This window comes from Armatimonadota bacterium (assembly GCA_031459715.1).
GTDB lineage: Bacteria > Sysuimicrobiota > Sysuimicrobiia > Sysuimicrobiales > Humicultoraceae > Humicultor > Humicultor tengchongensis.
The window spans coordinates 12750-27681 of sequence record JAVKIA010000032.1 but is presented as its reverse complement, the minus strand read 5'-3'; the positions used below and the strand labels follow the sequence as shown (position 1 = coordinate 27681).

Below are 14932 nucleotides of genomic sequence, written 5' to 3'. Positions count from 1 at the left end.
CGCCACCATCACCCGCGACCCCGACAGCGGCCGGATTAACGCCGGCATCTTCCGCCACCAGCTCCAGGGCAAGGACCAGCTCGGCTTCATGACCAATCCTGCCCACCATACCTCGTACATCCTGCGCAAGCTGCGGGACGAGGGCAAGCCGCTGCAGGTGGCGCTGGCGATCGGCCACCACCCGGCGATGCTGATGGGGGCGGTCTCCAAGCTGGGCGGTATCGGGGGCGAGCTGGAGGTGATGGGCGGCCTGCTGGGCGAGCCGCTGGAGGTGGTCCCGGCCGAGACGGTGGACCTGCCGGTGCCGGCCCGCGCCGAGATCGTGATCGAGGGCCTCGTGGACACCCGCCCGGAGGCGGTGCGCAACGAGGGCCCCTTCGGCGAGTACCCCCGCTACTACACCGGCCTCGGCCCCTTCCCCTGGGTGCAGGTCACGGCCATCACCATGCGCCGCGATGCCATCTACGTGGACGTCTTCAACGCCCACGACGAGCACAGCATGCTGGGCGGCCTGCCGCGCATGGGCAGCCTCTACCGCCGCGTCCGCGAGGCCGTGCCCACCGTGACCGCGGTGAACCTGCCGCTGTCCGGGATGGCCCGCTCTCACCTGTACATCTCGATGAAGAAGAAGGTGGAGGGCGAGCCCAAGATCGCCGCCTGCGCCGCCTTCGCCGTGGAGCCCATCCTCAAGCACATCTGGGTGGTGGACGACGACGTGGACGTCTTCAACGAGCGGGAGGTGCTCTGGGCCTTCGCCACCCGCTTCCAGGCCGATCGGGACCTGTGCATCTTGCCCAACTTCCTGGGCGGCCATCTGAACCCGGTCACCTACGGCTTCCACCGCGAACAGAAGGGGCCGATGGAGACGAAGATGATCTTCGACTGCACCAAGCCAGCCCCGCCGGAGCCCTTCCCGCCCAAGTGCCAGGTCCCGCCCGAGGTCAAGGCGCGCCTGGACCACCACGCCTACCTGGAGGCGCTGCGCGGCGAGGCGCCGTGGCGGAGCAAGGGATGAGCGGGCGCGGCGCGGGGACTGGTGCCCCGCCCCTGAGGACGAGGGCAAACGGCAGGCGGGAGACCAGCTCCCGCCCGAGGCGATGAGGGAGGAGCGATGACTCGCTGGGGAATGGTCCTGGACCTGACGACCTGCGTTGGCTGCTACGCCTGCTCGGTAGCGTGCAAGGTGGAGAACGGCACGCCGCCCGGGGTATGGCTGGCCCCTGTGTACGAGAAGGAGGTCGGCACCTACCCCACCGTCAAGCGCGTGTTCCTGCCCGCGCTGTGCATGCACTGCAAGGACGCCCCGTGTGTCAAGGCCTGCCCAACCAGGGCCATCACCAAGCGTGCCGATGGCATCGTGACCGTCAACCACGACGTGTGCTGCGGCAGCCGCGCCTGCGTGGCGGCCTGCCCCTACGGGGCGCTGCACTACGTGGAGGAGATCAAGAGCGAGTTCGGGGGCGAGCTGACGCCCTTCGAGCGCGCGCTCTACAAGGATGGGCGGGTGGTCGGCACGGTGATGAAGTGCACCTTCTGCGTGCACCGCATCGACCAGGGCATCTACGAGCCCGCCTGCGTCCAGACCTGCCCCACCCGGTGCCGCGTCTTCGGCGACCTGGACGACCCCAACAGCGAGGTCTCCAGGCTCATCCGCCAGCGTAACGGGGTGCAGCCGCGCCCCGAGGCGGGGACGGATCCCTCAGTGTACTACCTGCGGTAGGGGTCGGTGGCCAGAGGCCAGGGAGTACGGGCCGTCTCTTCCCTGGCCCCTGGCCCTGAGAAGGGAGAGAGCAATGTCAGCCGTGGTCAACCCGTTCACCGGCCGCTGGATCATGGAGCCCAAGCCGCAGAACGTGTGGGGTATCCCGCATGCGCTGTGGTTCACCTTCATGGGCGTGGGCGGCGCGCTGTTCCTCGACCGGGCACTGTTCGGGGTCGAGCTAGGACGTGTGCTGGGCATGCCCCTGGCCGACCTGCTCAGCCTGCTGTTCATCGGCGTGGGCGGCCTGATCCTGATCGCCGACCTGGGCAGGCCCTTCCGCGTGCTGCGCGCCCTGGCCAACCCGCGCACCTCCTGGATCAGCATCGGCGCCATCTGCGACTTCATCTTCATGGGCCTGGACGGACTGTGGACCCTGGGCGAGCTCAACCTCGGCGGCGGGCCGCTGTTCGGCGCCGGATGGGCCAGCTCCCCGCTGAGCATCGCGTTCCAGGTCATCGCGGGCGCGGCTGCCCTGGTGGTGATCGTCTACCCGGGCCTGGTGCTGGCCTTCTCGCCCTCCATCCCCTTCTGGAACACCACCCTCATCCCGCTCCAGTTCCTGGCCTACGCCTTCAGCAGCGCGGTCGGGCTGGCGCTGGTCTCCACCCTGTGGGCGCCGGTCGGCCAGGCCACCCTGCGCGGCTGGCTGGCCGTGGAGAGCGGCCTGCTCGTGGTCTGCCTGCTGCTGCAGGTGGCCCACCTGCTGAACGGCTCATACAGCCACACCGCCGCCCGTATCTCGGTGCAGCGCCTGCTGGGCGGCGAGCTCCAGCCGGCCTTCGTCTATGGCACGCTGGTGCTGGGGCTGCTGGCGCCGGCCGCGCTGGGGCTGTGGGGCGGGCTCGCCTCTACCGCCGGGTCCGCCTCGACCATCCTGGCGGCCGCCGGCCTGGTCGCGGTGGTGGGCAACTGGTTCTCCAAGTTCTCCGTGATCAAGGCCGGCACGTACGCGCCGTTCCTGTAGGCCCGCGGGGCCCGCGCGGGCCCCGTTGGCCGGGTCCCGCCGGACCAGGCCGAAGCTGAGAGCGAAAGGACTCCCGCCATGGCGGCGCAACCGACCGCTGCGCTCCCAACCGAAGACGTCTGGATTCCCACCGCCTGCGACATGTGCTACAACGGCTGCTCCATCCGCGTGCGCCGCGTCAATGGGATGGCCGTGAAGATCGAGGGCCTCCCGGACGCGCCCCCCAACTACGGCAGAGTCTGCGCCAAGGGCAACGCCGCCCTGATGAGTCTGTATAACCCGCATCGCATCGCCACCCCCCTGGTCCGCACCAATCCCGAGAAGGGCATTGGCGTCGATCCCCGCTGGAAGGAGGTCTCCTGGGACGAGGCGCTGGACCTGCTCACCGAGAAGCTGCGGGCCGCCCGCGCGAAGGACCCCCGCAGCGTCGTCGGCGCCACCTTCGACGGCTACTCCCACTTCATGCTGCGCGCCTTCCTGACCGCTTTCGGCAGCCCCAACCTGACCACCGCCTCGGCCGGCTTCTTCTGCGGCAACGGCATGCACCCCGTCGCGTATACCCTGACCGGCTCCAACGACGTCCACCCGGACCTGGAGCGGTGCGACTACCTGCTCATGTTCGGCACCTCCTACGGTTTCGTCGCCCAGGCCAACGCCATGGGCCTCACCCGCGAGATGGCTGCCGCCTGCCGCCGCGGGATGCGGCTGGTGGTGGTGGACCCGGTCTGCACCTACGCCGCCTCCAAGGCCGACGAGTGGGTGCCCATCCGCCCCGGCACCGACGCCGCCCTCGCGCTCTCGCTCCTGTACGTGCTGGCGCACGAGCGGGGGACCTACGACCGCGACTACCTGGCCCGCTACACCAACGCTGCCTATCTGATCGGGCCGGACGGCTACTACCGGCGCGAGCCCGAGAGCGGCAAGCCCCAGGTGTGGGACGCCAGCGCCGCCCGCCCCGCCGCCTACGACCAGGTGGACTGGCGGCACGCGGCGATGGAGGGCACCTTCCTGGTGGACGGTGTGGAGGTCCGCCCCGCCCTGCAGCTCTTGCTGGAGCACCTGAAGGCCTATCCACCGGAGCGCGCGGCGGAGATCACGACCGTGCCGGCCGCCACCATTCGCCGCCTGGCCGGCGAGATGGCTGCCGCGGCGCGCCTGGGCGCCAGCATTCGCCTGGACGGGCACGCGCTACCGCTGCGCCCCTTCGCCGCCATCTGGTACCGCGGCATCTCCGCCCACCGCTGGGCCATGCACAACGGCATGGCCATCGGCCTGCTGAACGTGCTGCTGGGCGCGGTGGACGTGCCCGGCGGGCTGCTGAACGCCACCGCCTCCGGCCCGGACTGGCAGCCGCTGGAGGGGCCGGACGGGCTGCTGGTGTCCGCCAACCCGTATACGGTCCGCCACATGCGCACCCCCATCCCGCCACGCAAGGTCACCCCGCCGGAGACGCTGGAGCTGATCGAGCTGTTCCCCGTCTCGGTCTACGCCCGCGCCATGCTCTGGCTGGGGCTGCTGCACGCCGACACCTTCGGCCTGCCCTACCGGGCGGAGGTGCTGCTCCATACACGCACCAACCTGCTGGCCACCGGCGCCGATCCTCAGGTGATGGCCGAGGCGCTCAAGACCATTCCCTTCATCTGCTCCTTCGCTGACCAGCACGACGAGACCACCCAGTTCGCCGACCTGGTGCTGCCCGATCAGCACGCCCTGGAGCGGCTGGTGCCCATCGCCTACAACCCCTACTACCGCTACAACCAGGCTGCCCTGCCGGGCGAGGCCTGGAGCTTCAACTTCCAGCGCCCGGTGGTGCAGCCCTTCGGCCAGGCCCGCTACTGGATCGAGGTGCTGCTGGAGCTGGCCGAGCGGCTGGACCTCCTGCCGGACCTGTACACGGCCTTCAACGCCATCGCCCGCCTGGAGGGGGCGTACCGCCTCGACCCGGCCCGCAAGTACACCTGGGCCGAGATCTGCGACCGCTGGGCCCGCTCCTACTGCGGCGACGAGCACGGTCTGGACTACTTCCTGGCCCACGGCTACTACAAGGACGGGCCGCGGAACGTGCCGCAGAGCTATCCCCGCCCCTTCCACTCCGGGCGCATCCCCATCTACCTGGAGCACTTCCTGGGCGCGGGCGAGGCGGTGGCCCGTCTCACCCGCCAGCGCGGCATCGCCTGGGATACCTCCGGCTACGTGCCACTGGTGGAGTGGCGCCCCTGCCCAGCCTACGCCGACAGCCCGCCCGAGTACGACCTGTTCCTGGTAAACCAGAAGCTGCCCTTCCTGACCTTCTCCTTCACCAGCGAGAACGCCTGGCTGATGGACCTGGCCGAGCGCAACGCCAGGGTGTTCAACGTGGGCATCCACGCCGCTACCGCGCGGCGCAAGGGCATCCGCGACGGCGACGCCATCGAGCTGGAGACCCCCTCCGGGCGTCGCGCCCGCGCGGTGGCCCGCCTGACCGAGGGCCTCCATCCGGAGTGCCTGTCCGTGCCCAGCGTCCTCGGCCGCTGGATCACCTGGAACCCCCGCGCCCGCCAGGGGGTCCACTTCAACAGCCTGGTTGAGTACAGCCTGGAGCGCTTCGACACCATGGCCGCCGCCGTGGACGCGTGCGTGAGGGTCCGAGTAAGGAAGGCGTGAACGCGCGTCGTCAGCCACCAGCAGGCTCCTGACGATTGAGGACTGACGACTCAGAACATGGGAGTGATCATGGCGCTCACACAACCCGCCGCGCAGCCCGCCCGGGACGCCTGGATCCCCACCGCTTGCGACATGTGCTACAACGGCTGCTCCGTGCGGGTGCACGTGGTGGACGGCGTGGCAGTCAAGGTGGAGGGCATCCCGGGCGCCCCGCCCAACTACGGCGTGCTGTGCGCCAAGGGCAACGCCGCCCTGATGAGCCTGTACAGCCCGTACCGCGTGACGAAGCCCCTGCGCCGCACCAACCCGGACAAGGGGATCGGCGTGGACCCGCGCTGGAAGGAAATCTCCTGGGAGGAGGCGCTGGACGAGCTGTGCGCGCGGCTCAAGCAGGTGCGCGAGAAAGACCCCCGCGCGCTCATTGGCGCCAGCTTCGACGGCCACTCCTTCCAGCCCTTCTGGGCCTTCCTGAGCGCCTTCGGCACGCCCAACTTCACCACCGTGTCGGCCGGCTTCTTCTGCGGCAACGGCGTCCATCCGGTGGCGTACACCCTGACCGGCTCCAACGACATCCACCCGGACATCACCTCCTGCAACTACCTGATCCAGTTCGGCACCCAGTACGGCTTTGCCGCCCAGATGAACGCCATGGGCCTCACCCTGGAGATGGCCGAAGCGCGGCGGCGCGGCATGAAGCTGGTGGTCGTGGACCCCATCTGCTCGACCCCGGCGGCCAAGGCCGATGAGTGGGTGCCCATCCTGCCCGGCACCGACGCAGCCCTGTGCCTGGCGATGATGCACGTGCTCGTCCACGAGGCGGGCGTGTACGACGCCGAGTTCCTGCGCCGCTACTCCAACGGTCCCTACCTGGTGGGCGAGGACGGCCGCTACCGGCGCGACCCGCATACGAGCAAGCCGCTGGTCTGGGCGGGCGGCCGCGCCGTGCCCTACGATGCGGCGGACCCCGATCAGGTGGCCCTGGAGGGCCGCTACCCCGAGCCGACTGCCTTCGAGGTCTTCAAGGCGCACCTCCGGGAGTGGACCCCCGAGCGCGCCGAGCAGATCACCAGCGTGCCGGCCGCCACCACTCGCCGCCTCGCCCGCGAGTTTGGCGAGGCGGCCCGCATCGGGGCGACCATCGAGATCGCTGGGGTGCGGGTCCCCTGGCGCCCGGCCTGCGCCTCCTGGTACCGCGCCGTCTCCCAGCACAAGAACGCCTGGATGAACGGCTACGCCGTGGCGCTGCTGAACACCCTGGTCGGGGCGGTGGACGTGCCGGGCGGCATCCTCAACGCCACCGCCAGCGGCCCCACCTGGGCGCCCGGCGAGGGCCCGGACGGACTGATCGATGCCCGCAACCCGTACACCCGCCACCACCGCCGCTCGCTCCCCCCGCGCGAGGTGAAGCCGCCAGAGACGGTGGAACTGGTGGAGCTGTTCCCGGTCTCCATCTACTCCCGTGCCATGCTCTGGCTGACGCTGCTGGAGCCGGACAACTACCGCCTGCCGTACCGGCCGGAGGTCCTGATCCAGTGCCGCAGCAACCTGATGGCCACTACCGCCGACCCGCGAGTCATGGCCGAGGCGATCAAGAAGATCCCCTTCGTGGTGTCCTTCTGCGACCAGCTCAACGAGACCGCGCTGATGGCCGACCTGGTGCTGCCGGACACCAACAGCCTGGAGCGGCTGGCGCCGTTCGTGCTCAACCCGTACCTCCAGTACCGCCATGCCCCCACCTCCGGCCGCCCCTGGGCCTTCAACTTCCAGCAGCCGGTGGTGCCGCCGCAGGGCGAGGCGCGCCACTGGATCGAGGTTCTGCTGGAGGTGGCCCGGCGCCTCGGCATGACCGCCGAGCTGAACGCCGCCTTCAACGCCATCCTGCAGCTCGACGACGCGCACCGCCTGGAGGGCAACCGCGCCTACACCTGGGCGGAGATCGCCGACCGCTGGGCCAGGGCCTGGTGCGGCGACGCGCACGGCCTCGACTACTTCCGGCAGCACGGCTACTACGAGCTGGCGGCGCGGGGTGTGAAGGAGACCTACCCCCGGCCCTTCCACTCTGGGCGCATCCCCATCTACCTGGAGCACTTCTACGGCGCGGGCGAGGCGGTCAGGAAGGTCACCCACGAGCTGGGCATCGAGTGGGATACCAGCGGCTACTATCCCCTGGTGGAGTGGCGCCCGTGCCCGCCCTACCTCCAACGCCAGCCTCCCCACGACCTGTTCCTGGTCAACTACAAAGTCTCCTGGCTGACCTTCTCCATCTCGATCGACAACGCCCTGCTGCTGGACCTGTGCGAGCGCCGGGGCGACGGCTTCGCCGTGGCCATGCACCCGGATACCGCGCGTCGGCGCGGCCTGCGCGAGGGCCAGCGGGTGGTCCTGGAGACCCCGGAGGGCCGCCGCGCCGAGGCGGTGCTTCACCTGACGGAAGCGCTGCATCCCCAGGTGGTGGCCTGCCCGGCTATCCTGGGGCGCTGGGGCGCCGCCAACCCGAAGGCCCGCGGCCGGGGTCTCCACTACAACAGCCTGATCCGCTACGCCATGGACCGTCTGGACACCGTCTCCGCCGCGCTCGACGCCTGCGTGGTGGTGGACGTGCGTGCAGCGGACTGAGGATGTTCGGCGTCGCGCGCCGTGCATTCGTAGGGGCGGACGGCCCTGTCCGCCCGCCGCGCTACGGCCCAAGCGCGAATCCGCGTACTCCATGGAGCCGTGTGGAGCTGCACAAGTGACCAAGCTGTCGCTCACCCTGGCCTGCTGGGACTACGACCGCACCCGCCCGCTCATGGACGGCCGCGTCCAGGCCGAGGGCCTGGACCTCAACCTCATCTGCCTGCCGGTGGAGGAGATCTTCTGGCGCCAGGTCCGCCACCAGGAGTTCGACGTCTCCGAGTTCAGCCTGGCCTACCTCACCCACTTTCGCTCCCGCGGCGACTGGGAGTACGTGGGCATCCCGGTCTTCCTCTCGCGCATGTTCCGCCATGGGTGCGTGTACATCAATACCCGCGCCGGCATCCGCTGCCCCCAGGATCTAGCCGGCAAGCCGGTCGGCCTGCCCGCCTACCAGATGACCGCCACCGTCTGGGTGCGCGGCCTGTTCCAGCACGAGTACGGGCTGCCACCGGAGCGCGTCACCTGGCTCTACTCGCGCGAGGACATCTTCCCCTTCGATCCACCGCCCGGCCTCAGCCTGCGGCGCATCGGCCCCGGCCAGAGCCTCAGCGCCATGCTGGAGGCAGGCGAGATCGTGGCGCTGATCACCGCCCGCAAGCCCGAGGCGTTCGTCACCGGCTCGGGCGCGGTCGGGCGCCTCTTCCCGGACTACCGCGCGGCCGAGGAGGACTACTTCCGACGGACCGGCATCTTCCCTATCATGCACACGCTGGTGGTGCGCGCCGAGATCGCGCGGCGGCACCCCTGGGTCCCGCAGAGCCTGTATAAAGCCTTCGACCAGGCGCGCCAGCTCTGCTACCAGGACATGGCCGAGGCCGCCGCGCTGAAATACAGCCTGCCCTGGCTGCTGGACGAGGTGGAGCGGACGCAGCGTCTCATGGGCCAGGACTTCTGGCCTTATGGCCTGGAGCCCAACCGCCGCGCGCTGGAGACCCTGGTCCGCTACGCCCACGAGCAGGGCCTCGCCGCCCGGCTCATCCCCATCGAGCAGCTCTTCGCCGAGGGCACCCTGGACCAGTACAGCATCTGGTGAGACCCGTGCGCCAGAGGTCTGCCACGGACACGAGCCGCCGCGCTCCCGCGCAATCCCACGCGCCCAAACTCGCAAGGAGGACCGGGATCATGCAGAAGACCATCCACGTCAGGAACCTGGAGAAGGACGACCTCTCCGCCATCGTAGATATCGAGGACCGGGTCACGGGTGTGGCCCGCCGGGACTACTGGGAGAAGCGGATCGAGCTGTCTGAGGCCATCCGCCCGCACTGGACCTCGCTGGTAGCCGAGATGGACGACCGGGTCGTCGGCTTCCTGCTCGGCCGCGCGGGCGAGCTGGAGTTCGGCCTGCCCGGCAACGTGGCCTGGATCGAGATCATCGGCGTCCACCCCGCCTACCGCGGCCAGGGGGTGGCGAGGCGGCTGGTGGAGCGCTTCACCGACTCGGCCGAGGACCACGGCATCGACACGATCTTCACCATCGTGGACCGCGACAACACCGAGATGGAGGGGTTCTTCGAGCACCTCGGCTTCGTCCAGGGCCGCATGCTCCACTTTCAGAAGCGCATCGGGCGCTGAGGCCGTCCCGGCCACCTGCCGCGCAGCCGTCGGCCGAGTGGCCCTGGGCGGGACGCGGGTCCCCTGGGCGAACCCGCTCCTGCAGCGTGGCGGCTCGGCAGCCGAGCCCGGCGCGTCCGCCGTCCGAACGGACAGGCTGGCAGGCGTCCGCCCGTTCTGCCACACTCCTGCATGAAAAGGAGGGTGCGGATTGGCCGGGAGCGCAGGAGAGGGCGCGATGCCGAGGTCGAGCCGAATCACCATCAGCTTGCCCACGCCGCTGCTGGAGGCCCTGGACCACAAGCTGGCGCGGGCTGGGGAGAGCCGCGGCGCCGTGGTCCGGCGACTCATCGAGCAGGCGCTCCGGGAGGCTCAGGAGCGCGAGGACGTCGAACGCTCCATCTGCGGCGATCACGAGCACCCGCAGACTGAAGAGGAGCTTGGCTGGCTGGACCAGGTCGTGCCAGAGGCCCTCGCGGAGCAGGCCTGGGACTGAGGCGCGGCACGGTCCCGTGGGGTGGCCTGCCCTCGCCGGATAAAGAGCTCTTCGAGCGCGCGTCAGGTCCTCAGCACCGGAGGCTCGCGGCCACCGTGCGGCGCGCCTTCGAGGCAGTCCTGGCCCTGGAGGCCCGCCGGCAGCTCCAGGAGTTGGACGGACTCGCCCTCGATCACCCCGAGGTCCTGGCCAGAGCATGGCGCTGCCGAGGCCGCGCTGCGCCGCGGCCAAGAGCGCCCTGGCTCGCCTCCGCGAGACTACGCCCCGGCCCCTCGCCCTCTCAGCAGCTCCTCGACGACCTCCAGGAACCAGCGGTCCAGCTGCGTGCCGGCGTGGGACGGCGGCTGCGGGGGGAGCGCGGCCGGGGGGAAGAAGCCCACCTCCAGCGCCTCCTCGCTCGGGCTCGGGCTGCCGCCGGTCACTCGACCGCCGAAGACCACGAACAGGACCCCCACTCCAGCCCGCGAGTACACCCCTAGCAGGCCGTCCAGGGCGACCTCCAGCCCGGTCTCCTCCTGCACCTCGCGGACCGCCGCCTGTTCGACCGTCTCATCCAGCTCGACGTAGCCCGCCGGCGGCGCCCAGAAGCCGCGCAGGGGCTCGTTAGCCCGGCGCGTGAGCAGCACCTCCTGCCCCCGGCGGGCCAGCACCATGGCCACCGGCACGGGGTTGCGGTAGGCTACGTAGCCGCACGCCGGACACGCCGACCGCTCTCTGCCTCCGTCCAGGCGGCGCCCCATGGCCGAACGGCAGTAGGGGCAGAAGGGCGCCTCGGCCACGAGACCGCCTACCTGCCCTTCCGCAACGTCTCGACCATCCAGTCCAGGACACCCTTCTGGGGATCGAAGATGGGCCTGGCGTCGCGCCGCGACCACACTGTCTCAGGCCGACACTGGACCAGGAAGATATTGTCCGGGAAGGGGAGGTCGGCGTCCACCGCCCACTCCAGGTCCTGCGGGTGGCCGTAGTAGCGCTCCAGCAGCTTGCCGAGCCGCGCCAGCTCCAGCACCTCCTGGTCGGTGAGGCAGGGAGTCGCTTGCAGCTCGTCCGGCACGGGCGCCGGGAGGACGCCGCCGCCGGGCCGCGGCAGGTGCTGCAGCGTCTTGCGGGAGATGCGACGCTCCAGCACCGCCATGGTCACCTTGTCCACCGCGAACTGGTCGGGGGTGACCTCACCGCCCACCACCGCCGAGCCAAGCCCCCAGCTCGCCTCGATGGCGATCCGGGAGGGGTCGCCGCTGAGTGGGTTCAGCGTGAACATCACGCCTCCTGTCCTGGCCCGCACCATCTTCTGCACCGCCACGGCCATGCGGGCCTCGCGGTGGGGGATGCCCCGCTCAGCGCGATAGACGATGGCGCGAGCGGTGAAGAGGCTGGCCCAGCAGGCGCGGACGCACTGCCGCACCGCCTCGAGGCCGCGGACCCACAGGTAGCTCTCGTACTCGCCCGCGAAGCTGGCGGCCTCGGTATCCTCGGCCGTGGAGCTGGAGCGCACCGCCACCGGCGGGTCCTGCACCCCCACCTGCTCCGCCAGCGCGTGATAGGCCGTGTCGATCTGGCGGGCGACCGTGGATGGCAACGCCTCCTCCATGAGCAGCCCGCGGAGCTGTGCCCCGGCCGCCTCAACCTGCTCGGGGGTGCGGGTGTCGAGCCGTTCCAGGAGGCGGTTGATCTCCGACTGGAGGCCGCTTTCCTCCACGAAACCCTCGTACGCCTGGCTGGTCACCGCGAAGCCCGGCGGCACCCGCACCTGGTAGCGCAGCATCTCCGCCAGGCCGGCGACCTTGCCGCCCACCAGGGACCGTTCCGTCGCGCCCGGGTCGGTGAACCAGACCACGTACCGCTTCATGGCGCCCTCCCTTCAGTGCTCGCCCGACCTGGCTCCCCCACGCGTGCCGTGTCGCCGCGCGCCTCCAGACGTATCCACCGCCGGTCTCCGGCTCGCCCACCGGCAACATTCCGGAGGCTCGCGAGGCTCCTGCACACCCGTCATCGCCCCTGGCTCAGCCCGGACCGCGGCGCACCTCCACTCGGGTATCTCGATCGCTGAGGCCCGGCGTCAGGGTCAGCACCAGCGGCCGGAGCTGGAAGTACCCCCCGGCCAGTTCGATCGGGTTCAAGGGCGAAGGCATGACGCTCTGGAAGTGCTTCCAAGCCGGGAACTGGTAGTTCTCCCAGGCGTGGTAGATGATGGTCTGCCCCGGCCGCACGGCCGGCGAGACGGCCGCCTGGACTTGGAAGGCGGCCACGTCGTTGAACACCTCCACCCGGTCCCCGTCTTCGATGCCGCGCGCCAGTGCGTCCTCCCTGCTCATGAAGAGGATGGGCTCGCCCCGCTGAAGTCGGAGCAACACGGCCTGGTCTGTCCAGCAGGTGTGGATGCTCCAGCGGGCATGCCCACCCGTCACGCACAGGGGATAGTCACCTCCCGCCCTGGGGGGATCTTTGTGCACCGGCAGCGCCTCGCCCAGCTCCAGGTACCAGGGGTGGTCGATGTAGAACTGGATCCGTCGCGTCAGAGTGGGATAGGGCTCCTTGCGCTCGGTGTGCCAGGTCAGGGGGACGATGGGCTCGCCTGGCTGGATGTCACAGGCGTTGCCGATGGAGCGGCTGTCCCTCCCCACCCCGGTGTAGTCCAGGACGCCCTTCTCTCTGAACTCGTCCCAGTCCGCCTGTTCCACGTTGGTCGCGTTGAGGAAGACGTCGCGAGCGATGGCCTCTTCGTCCTCGGCCAGGTAGAGCCCGTCGCGGCTCAGCTCCTTCTCCAGCCGGTCCAGGCGCCGCTCCTGGCCCTGCGCGTCTCGGTAGCTGGTGATCCCCCTGGCCAGCGCCTTCTCCTGCAGCTTCCGAGCGATGAGGAAGTAGGTCTCCCACTCGTTTCTCGCCTCGTACAGGGGCTCGACCGCTTTGCGGTTGCTGACGACGAACGGTGAGATGGGCGAGGCCCGCCAGGGCAGGGAGTCGGTCTCGTACCACGTGGCGATGGGCAGCACGTAGTCCGAGTACAGGGCGGTGGTGCTCATCCGCCAGTCCAGCGTGACCAGCAGCCGGACCTTGGGCAGGAACGAGCGCAGGAACTGCTCGCTCGCCCGCACCCGCCGCAGGATGTTGCCGCCCTGGGCGATCACCACCTTGGGCGTCCGATCGGATGGCGGAGACACGCCGTGCCAGCCGTTCGCCAGGGACTCCCGCAGGTAGTCCCCAACGGGCCGCTTCAGGTACGGGTCCCAACTGTTGTGCTGCTCGGACAGCTCCAGCAGCCCGCCGTGCACCAGGTAGGTGAGGGCGGAGGAGCGCAGCTTGCCCCGGGCAAACGCGTCGCGGATGTACTCATACAGGACCATCTCGTCGGTGTAGCCGTCCAGCCGCCACTGGGCGTAGCGCGGGTCCGCGGCAGCCGCGCCCAGGAGCAGGTGCTCGCCCCGGCGCTCCGTCGCCCCGAAGGCGGTGTCCAGGGTGAGCATGGGGAAGGCATTGTATGAGGCGCCCCTGCGGCCCAGGTGTCCGCACAGGGCAAAGACCAGGATGATGGCCCGCTCGATGAGGTCGCCGTGATAGAACTTGGAGAAGTTGGAGGTGCTGATGTTGACCACCCCCCTGGCGCGGGCGACCCCGCGCGCCAGGCGGCGGATGAGCTCCGGGCGAACGCCGCAGATCGCTCCCGCCTGCCGGGGGGTGTAGTCCCGGTCCAGGAGCTCCTTCAAGCGCTGGAAGACCGGCTTGACAGCCACCTTGCCGGCCAGCGTGTCGACCGTGAAGGCGCCTTCTAGGGCCGGCTTGAGGCCGTGCAGCTCCAGGCTCTTGCGGGGTGCCTCGGTGAGGCCCCTGGCCTCGTCCCACAGGTACAGCACGTCGTCACGACCGCCGCGCTTGAGATCGGCCTCGCGCAGGAAGCGGCCGCTGTCCTCGCGGACCAGCAGGGGCAGGTCCGTCTGCTCCCGCACGAAATCCGCCCGATACAGCCCCTCCTCCAGGATGACCTGAGCCATCCCCAGCGCCAGGGCAGCGTCGGTGCCGATGTTGACGGGCACCCACAGGTCGGCATGGATGGCGGAGGCGCTGTAGTCGGGACCGATGGCCACGACCTGCGCCCCGCGGTAGCGGGCCTCGGCGATAAAGTGGTAGTTGGGGATGTGGGTGTAGGCGGGATTCCCGCCCCAGATCAGGATCACGTCGGCGTGGAACCAGTTGTCGGCCGAGTCGGAGAACACCGCCTTGCCGAAAGTCAGGGCGGCTCCCTGGTGGTCGTCCCCCAGGTCAGTGTTGACGTCCATCCGCGGCACCCCGAGCACGTCCAGCAGGCTGACGGCCGCCAACTGGCTGCTGCCCAGGAAGCCCATCGTCCCTCGCGCCTCGTGGATCACCTCCGGCCCCTCGGTGACCAGCGTCTCCAGGAGCACCTCGGCGATCTCGTCCAGGGCCTGGTCCCAGGAGATGCGCTGCCAGCGCCCCTCCCCCCGCTGGCCCACTCGCTTCAGCGGGTATTTCAGCCGGCTGGCGTCGTACAGACGCTCCGGATAGCACAGCCCCTTCTGGCAGCCGCGCGGGTTGAAGTCAGGCGTCCCATCGGTTCTGGGTGGGTAGTTGCCGGCCTGCTCCTCCCGCAGGACCACGCCGTCCCTGACGTAGAGGTTCACGCTGCAGAAGTACTGGTACCAGCAGTTGGTGATGTGGGTCCCTTTGACGACACGATCCCACGGCAGCTTTCTCTGGCGGAGCTCGTGAAGCGAGTAGTCCGGGGTGCCCGCGGACTGGCCACTCCAGCCCAGGCGGTCAAGCGCTAGCTGCAGCTGCATGCCTCGCCCTCTCGCTTCTCCCCTTGGCCCGGGGGTGCCAGCGG

Annotated in this window: 11 protein-coding genes; 8 read left to right on the top strand and 3 right to left on the bottom strand. The window is 70.0% G+C overall.

Annotation, left to right across the window (positions count from 1 at the left end; genetic code table 11):
• The 8 genes from QN152_10875 to QN152_10840 form a co-directional block, all read left to right on the top strand.
• On the top strand, positions 1-1015 hold a 1015-nt coding region (locus QN152_10875), incomplete at its 5' end, for a UbiD family decarboxylase (GenBank protein MDR7540012.1).
• A gap of 96 nt (positions 1016-1111) precedes the next feature.
• Positions 1112-1720, top strand: a complete 609-nt coding sequence (locus QN152_10870; GenBank protein ID MDR7540011.1) for a 4Fe-4S dicluster domain-containing protein — start codon at positions 1112-1114, stop codon at positions 1718-1720.
• Between the two features lie 73 nt (positions 1721-1793).
• On the top strand, positions 1794-2726 hold the full coding sequence (gene nrfD / locus QN152_10865) for an NrfD/PsrC family molybdoenzyme membrane anchor subunit (protein ID MDR7540010.1): 933 nt from the start codon (positions 1794-1796) through the stop codon (positions 2724-2726).
• 78 nt (positions 2727-2804) lie between these two features.
• A complete protein-coding gene (locus QN152_10860) occupies positions 2805-5369 on the top strand; it encodes a molybdopterin-dependent oxidoreductase (protein MDR7540009.1) in 2565 nt (854 codons plus the stop codon).
• Positions 5370-5438: 69 nt separating this feature from the next.
• Entirely contained in the window at positions 5439-7985 is a 2547-nt protein-coding gene (locus tag QN152_10855) for a molybdopterin-dependent oxidoreductase (protein ID MDR7540008.1), read from the top strand.
• A 115-nt stretch (positions 7986-8100) separates the two neighbouring features.
• Positions 8101-9078 carry an ABC transporter substrate-binding protein gene (locus QN152_10850; protein ID MDR7540007.1) on the top strand — a complete coding sequence of 326 codons (978 nt, stop codon included), beginning with the start codon at positions 8101-8103 and terminating at the stop codon, positions 9076-9078.
• An 89-nt stretch (positions 9079-9167) separates the two neighbouring features.
• Positions 9168-9617 (top strand): GNAT family N-acetyltransferase, encoded by a 450-nt coding sequence (locus tag QN152_10845; protein MDR7540006.1) that lies wholly within the window; start codon positions 9168-9170, stop codon positions 9615-9617.
• A gap of 217 nt (positions 9618-9834) precedes the next feature.
• On the top strand, positions 9835-10092 hold the full coding sequence (locus QN152_10840) for a ribbon-helix-helix domain-containing protein (protein ID MDR7540005.1): 258 nt from the start codon (positions 9835-9837) through the stop codon (positions 10090-10092).
• A gap of 257 nt (positions 10093-10349) precedes the next feature.
• Here QN152_10840 and QN152_10835 read toward each other — a convergent pair whose 3' ends face one another.
• The 3 genes from QN152_10835 to QN152_10825 form a co-directional block, all read right to left on the bottom strand.
• Complete coding sequence (locus QN152_10835; protein MDR7540004.1) at positions 10350-10871, bottom strand: NUDIX hydrolase; 522 nt, start codon at positions 10869-10871, stop codon at positions 10350-10352.
• An 8-nt stretch (positions 10872-10879) separates the two neighbouring features.
• Positions 10880-11941 (bottom strand): PEP/pyruvate-binding domain-containing protein, encoded by a 1062-nt coding sequence (locus tag QN152_10830; protein MDR7540003.1) that lies wholly within the window; start codon positions 11939-11941, stop codon positions 10880-10882.
• Positions 11942-12095: 154 nt separating this feature from the next.
• Positions 12096-14888, bottom strand: coding sequence for a molybdopterin-dependent oxidoreductase (locus QN152_10825; protein ID MDR7540002.1), 2793 nt, complete (start codon positions 14886-14888; stop codon positions 12096-12098).
• Positions 14889-14932 lie beyond the last annotated feature (44 nt).

Bases quoted from the DNA above. Each gene is read 5' to 3' on its own strand.
- QN152_10870 (MDR7540011.1), top strand. From the start codon at position 1,112: ATGACTCGCTGGGGAATGGTCCTGGACCTGACGACCTGCGTTGGCTGC.
- nrfD (MDR7540010.1), top strand. From the start codon at position 1,794: ATGTCAGCCGTGGTCAACCCGTTCACCGGCCGCTGGATCATGGAGCCC.
- QN152_10860 (MDR7540009.1), top strand. From the start codon at position 2,805: ATGGCGGCGCAACCGACCGCTGCGCTCCCAACCGAAGACGTCTGGATT.
- QN152_10855 (MDR7540008.1), top strand. From the start codon at position 5,439: ATGGCGCTCACACAACCCGCCGCGCAGCCCGCCCGGGACGCCTGGATC.
- QN152_10845 (MDR7540006.1), top strand. From the start codon at position 9,168: ATGCAGAAGACCATCCACGTCAGGAACCTGGAGAAGGACGACCTCTCC.
- QN152_10840 (MDR7540005.1), top strand. From the start codon at position 9,835: ATGCCGAGGTCGAGCCGAATCACCATCAGCTTGCCCACGCCGCTGCTG.
- QN152_10830 (MDR7540003.1), bottom strand. From the start codon at position 11,941: ATGAAGCGGTACGTGGTCTGGTTCACCGACCCGGGCGCGACGGAACGG.
- QN152_10825 (MDR7540002.1), bottom strand. From the start codon at position 14,888: ATGCAGCTGCAGCTAGCGCTTGACCGCCTGGGCTGGAGTGGCCAGTCC.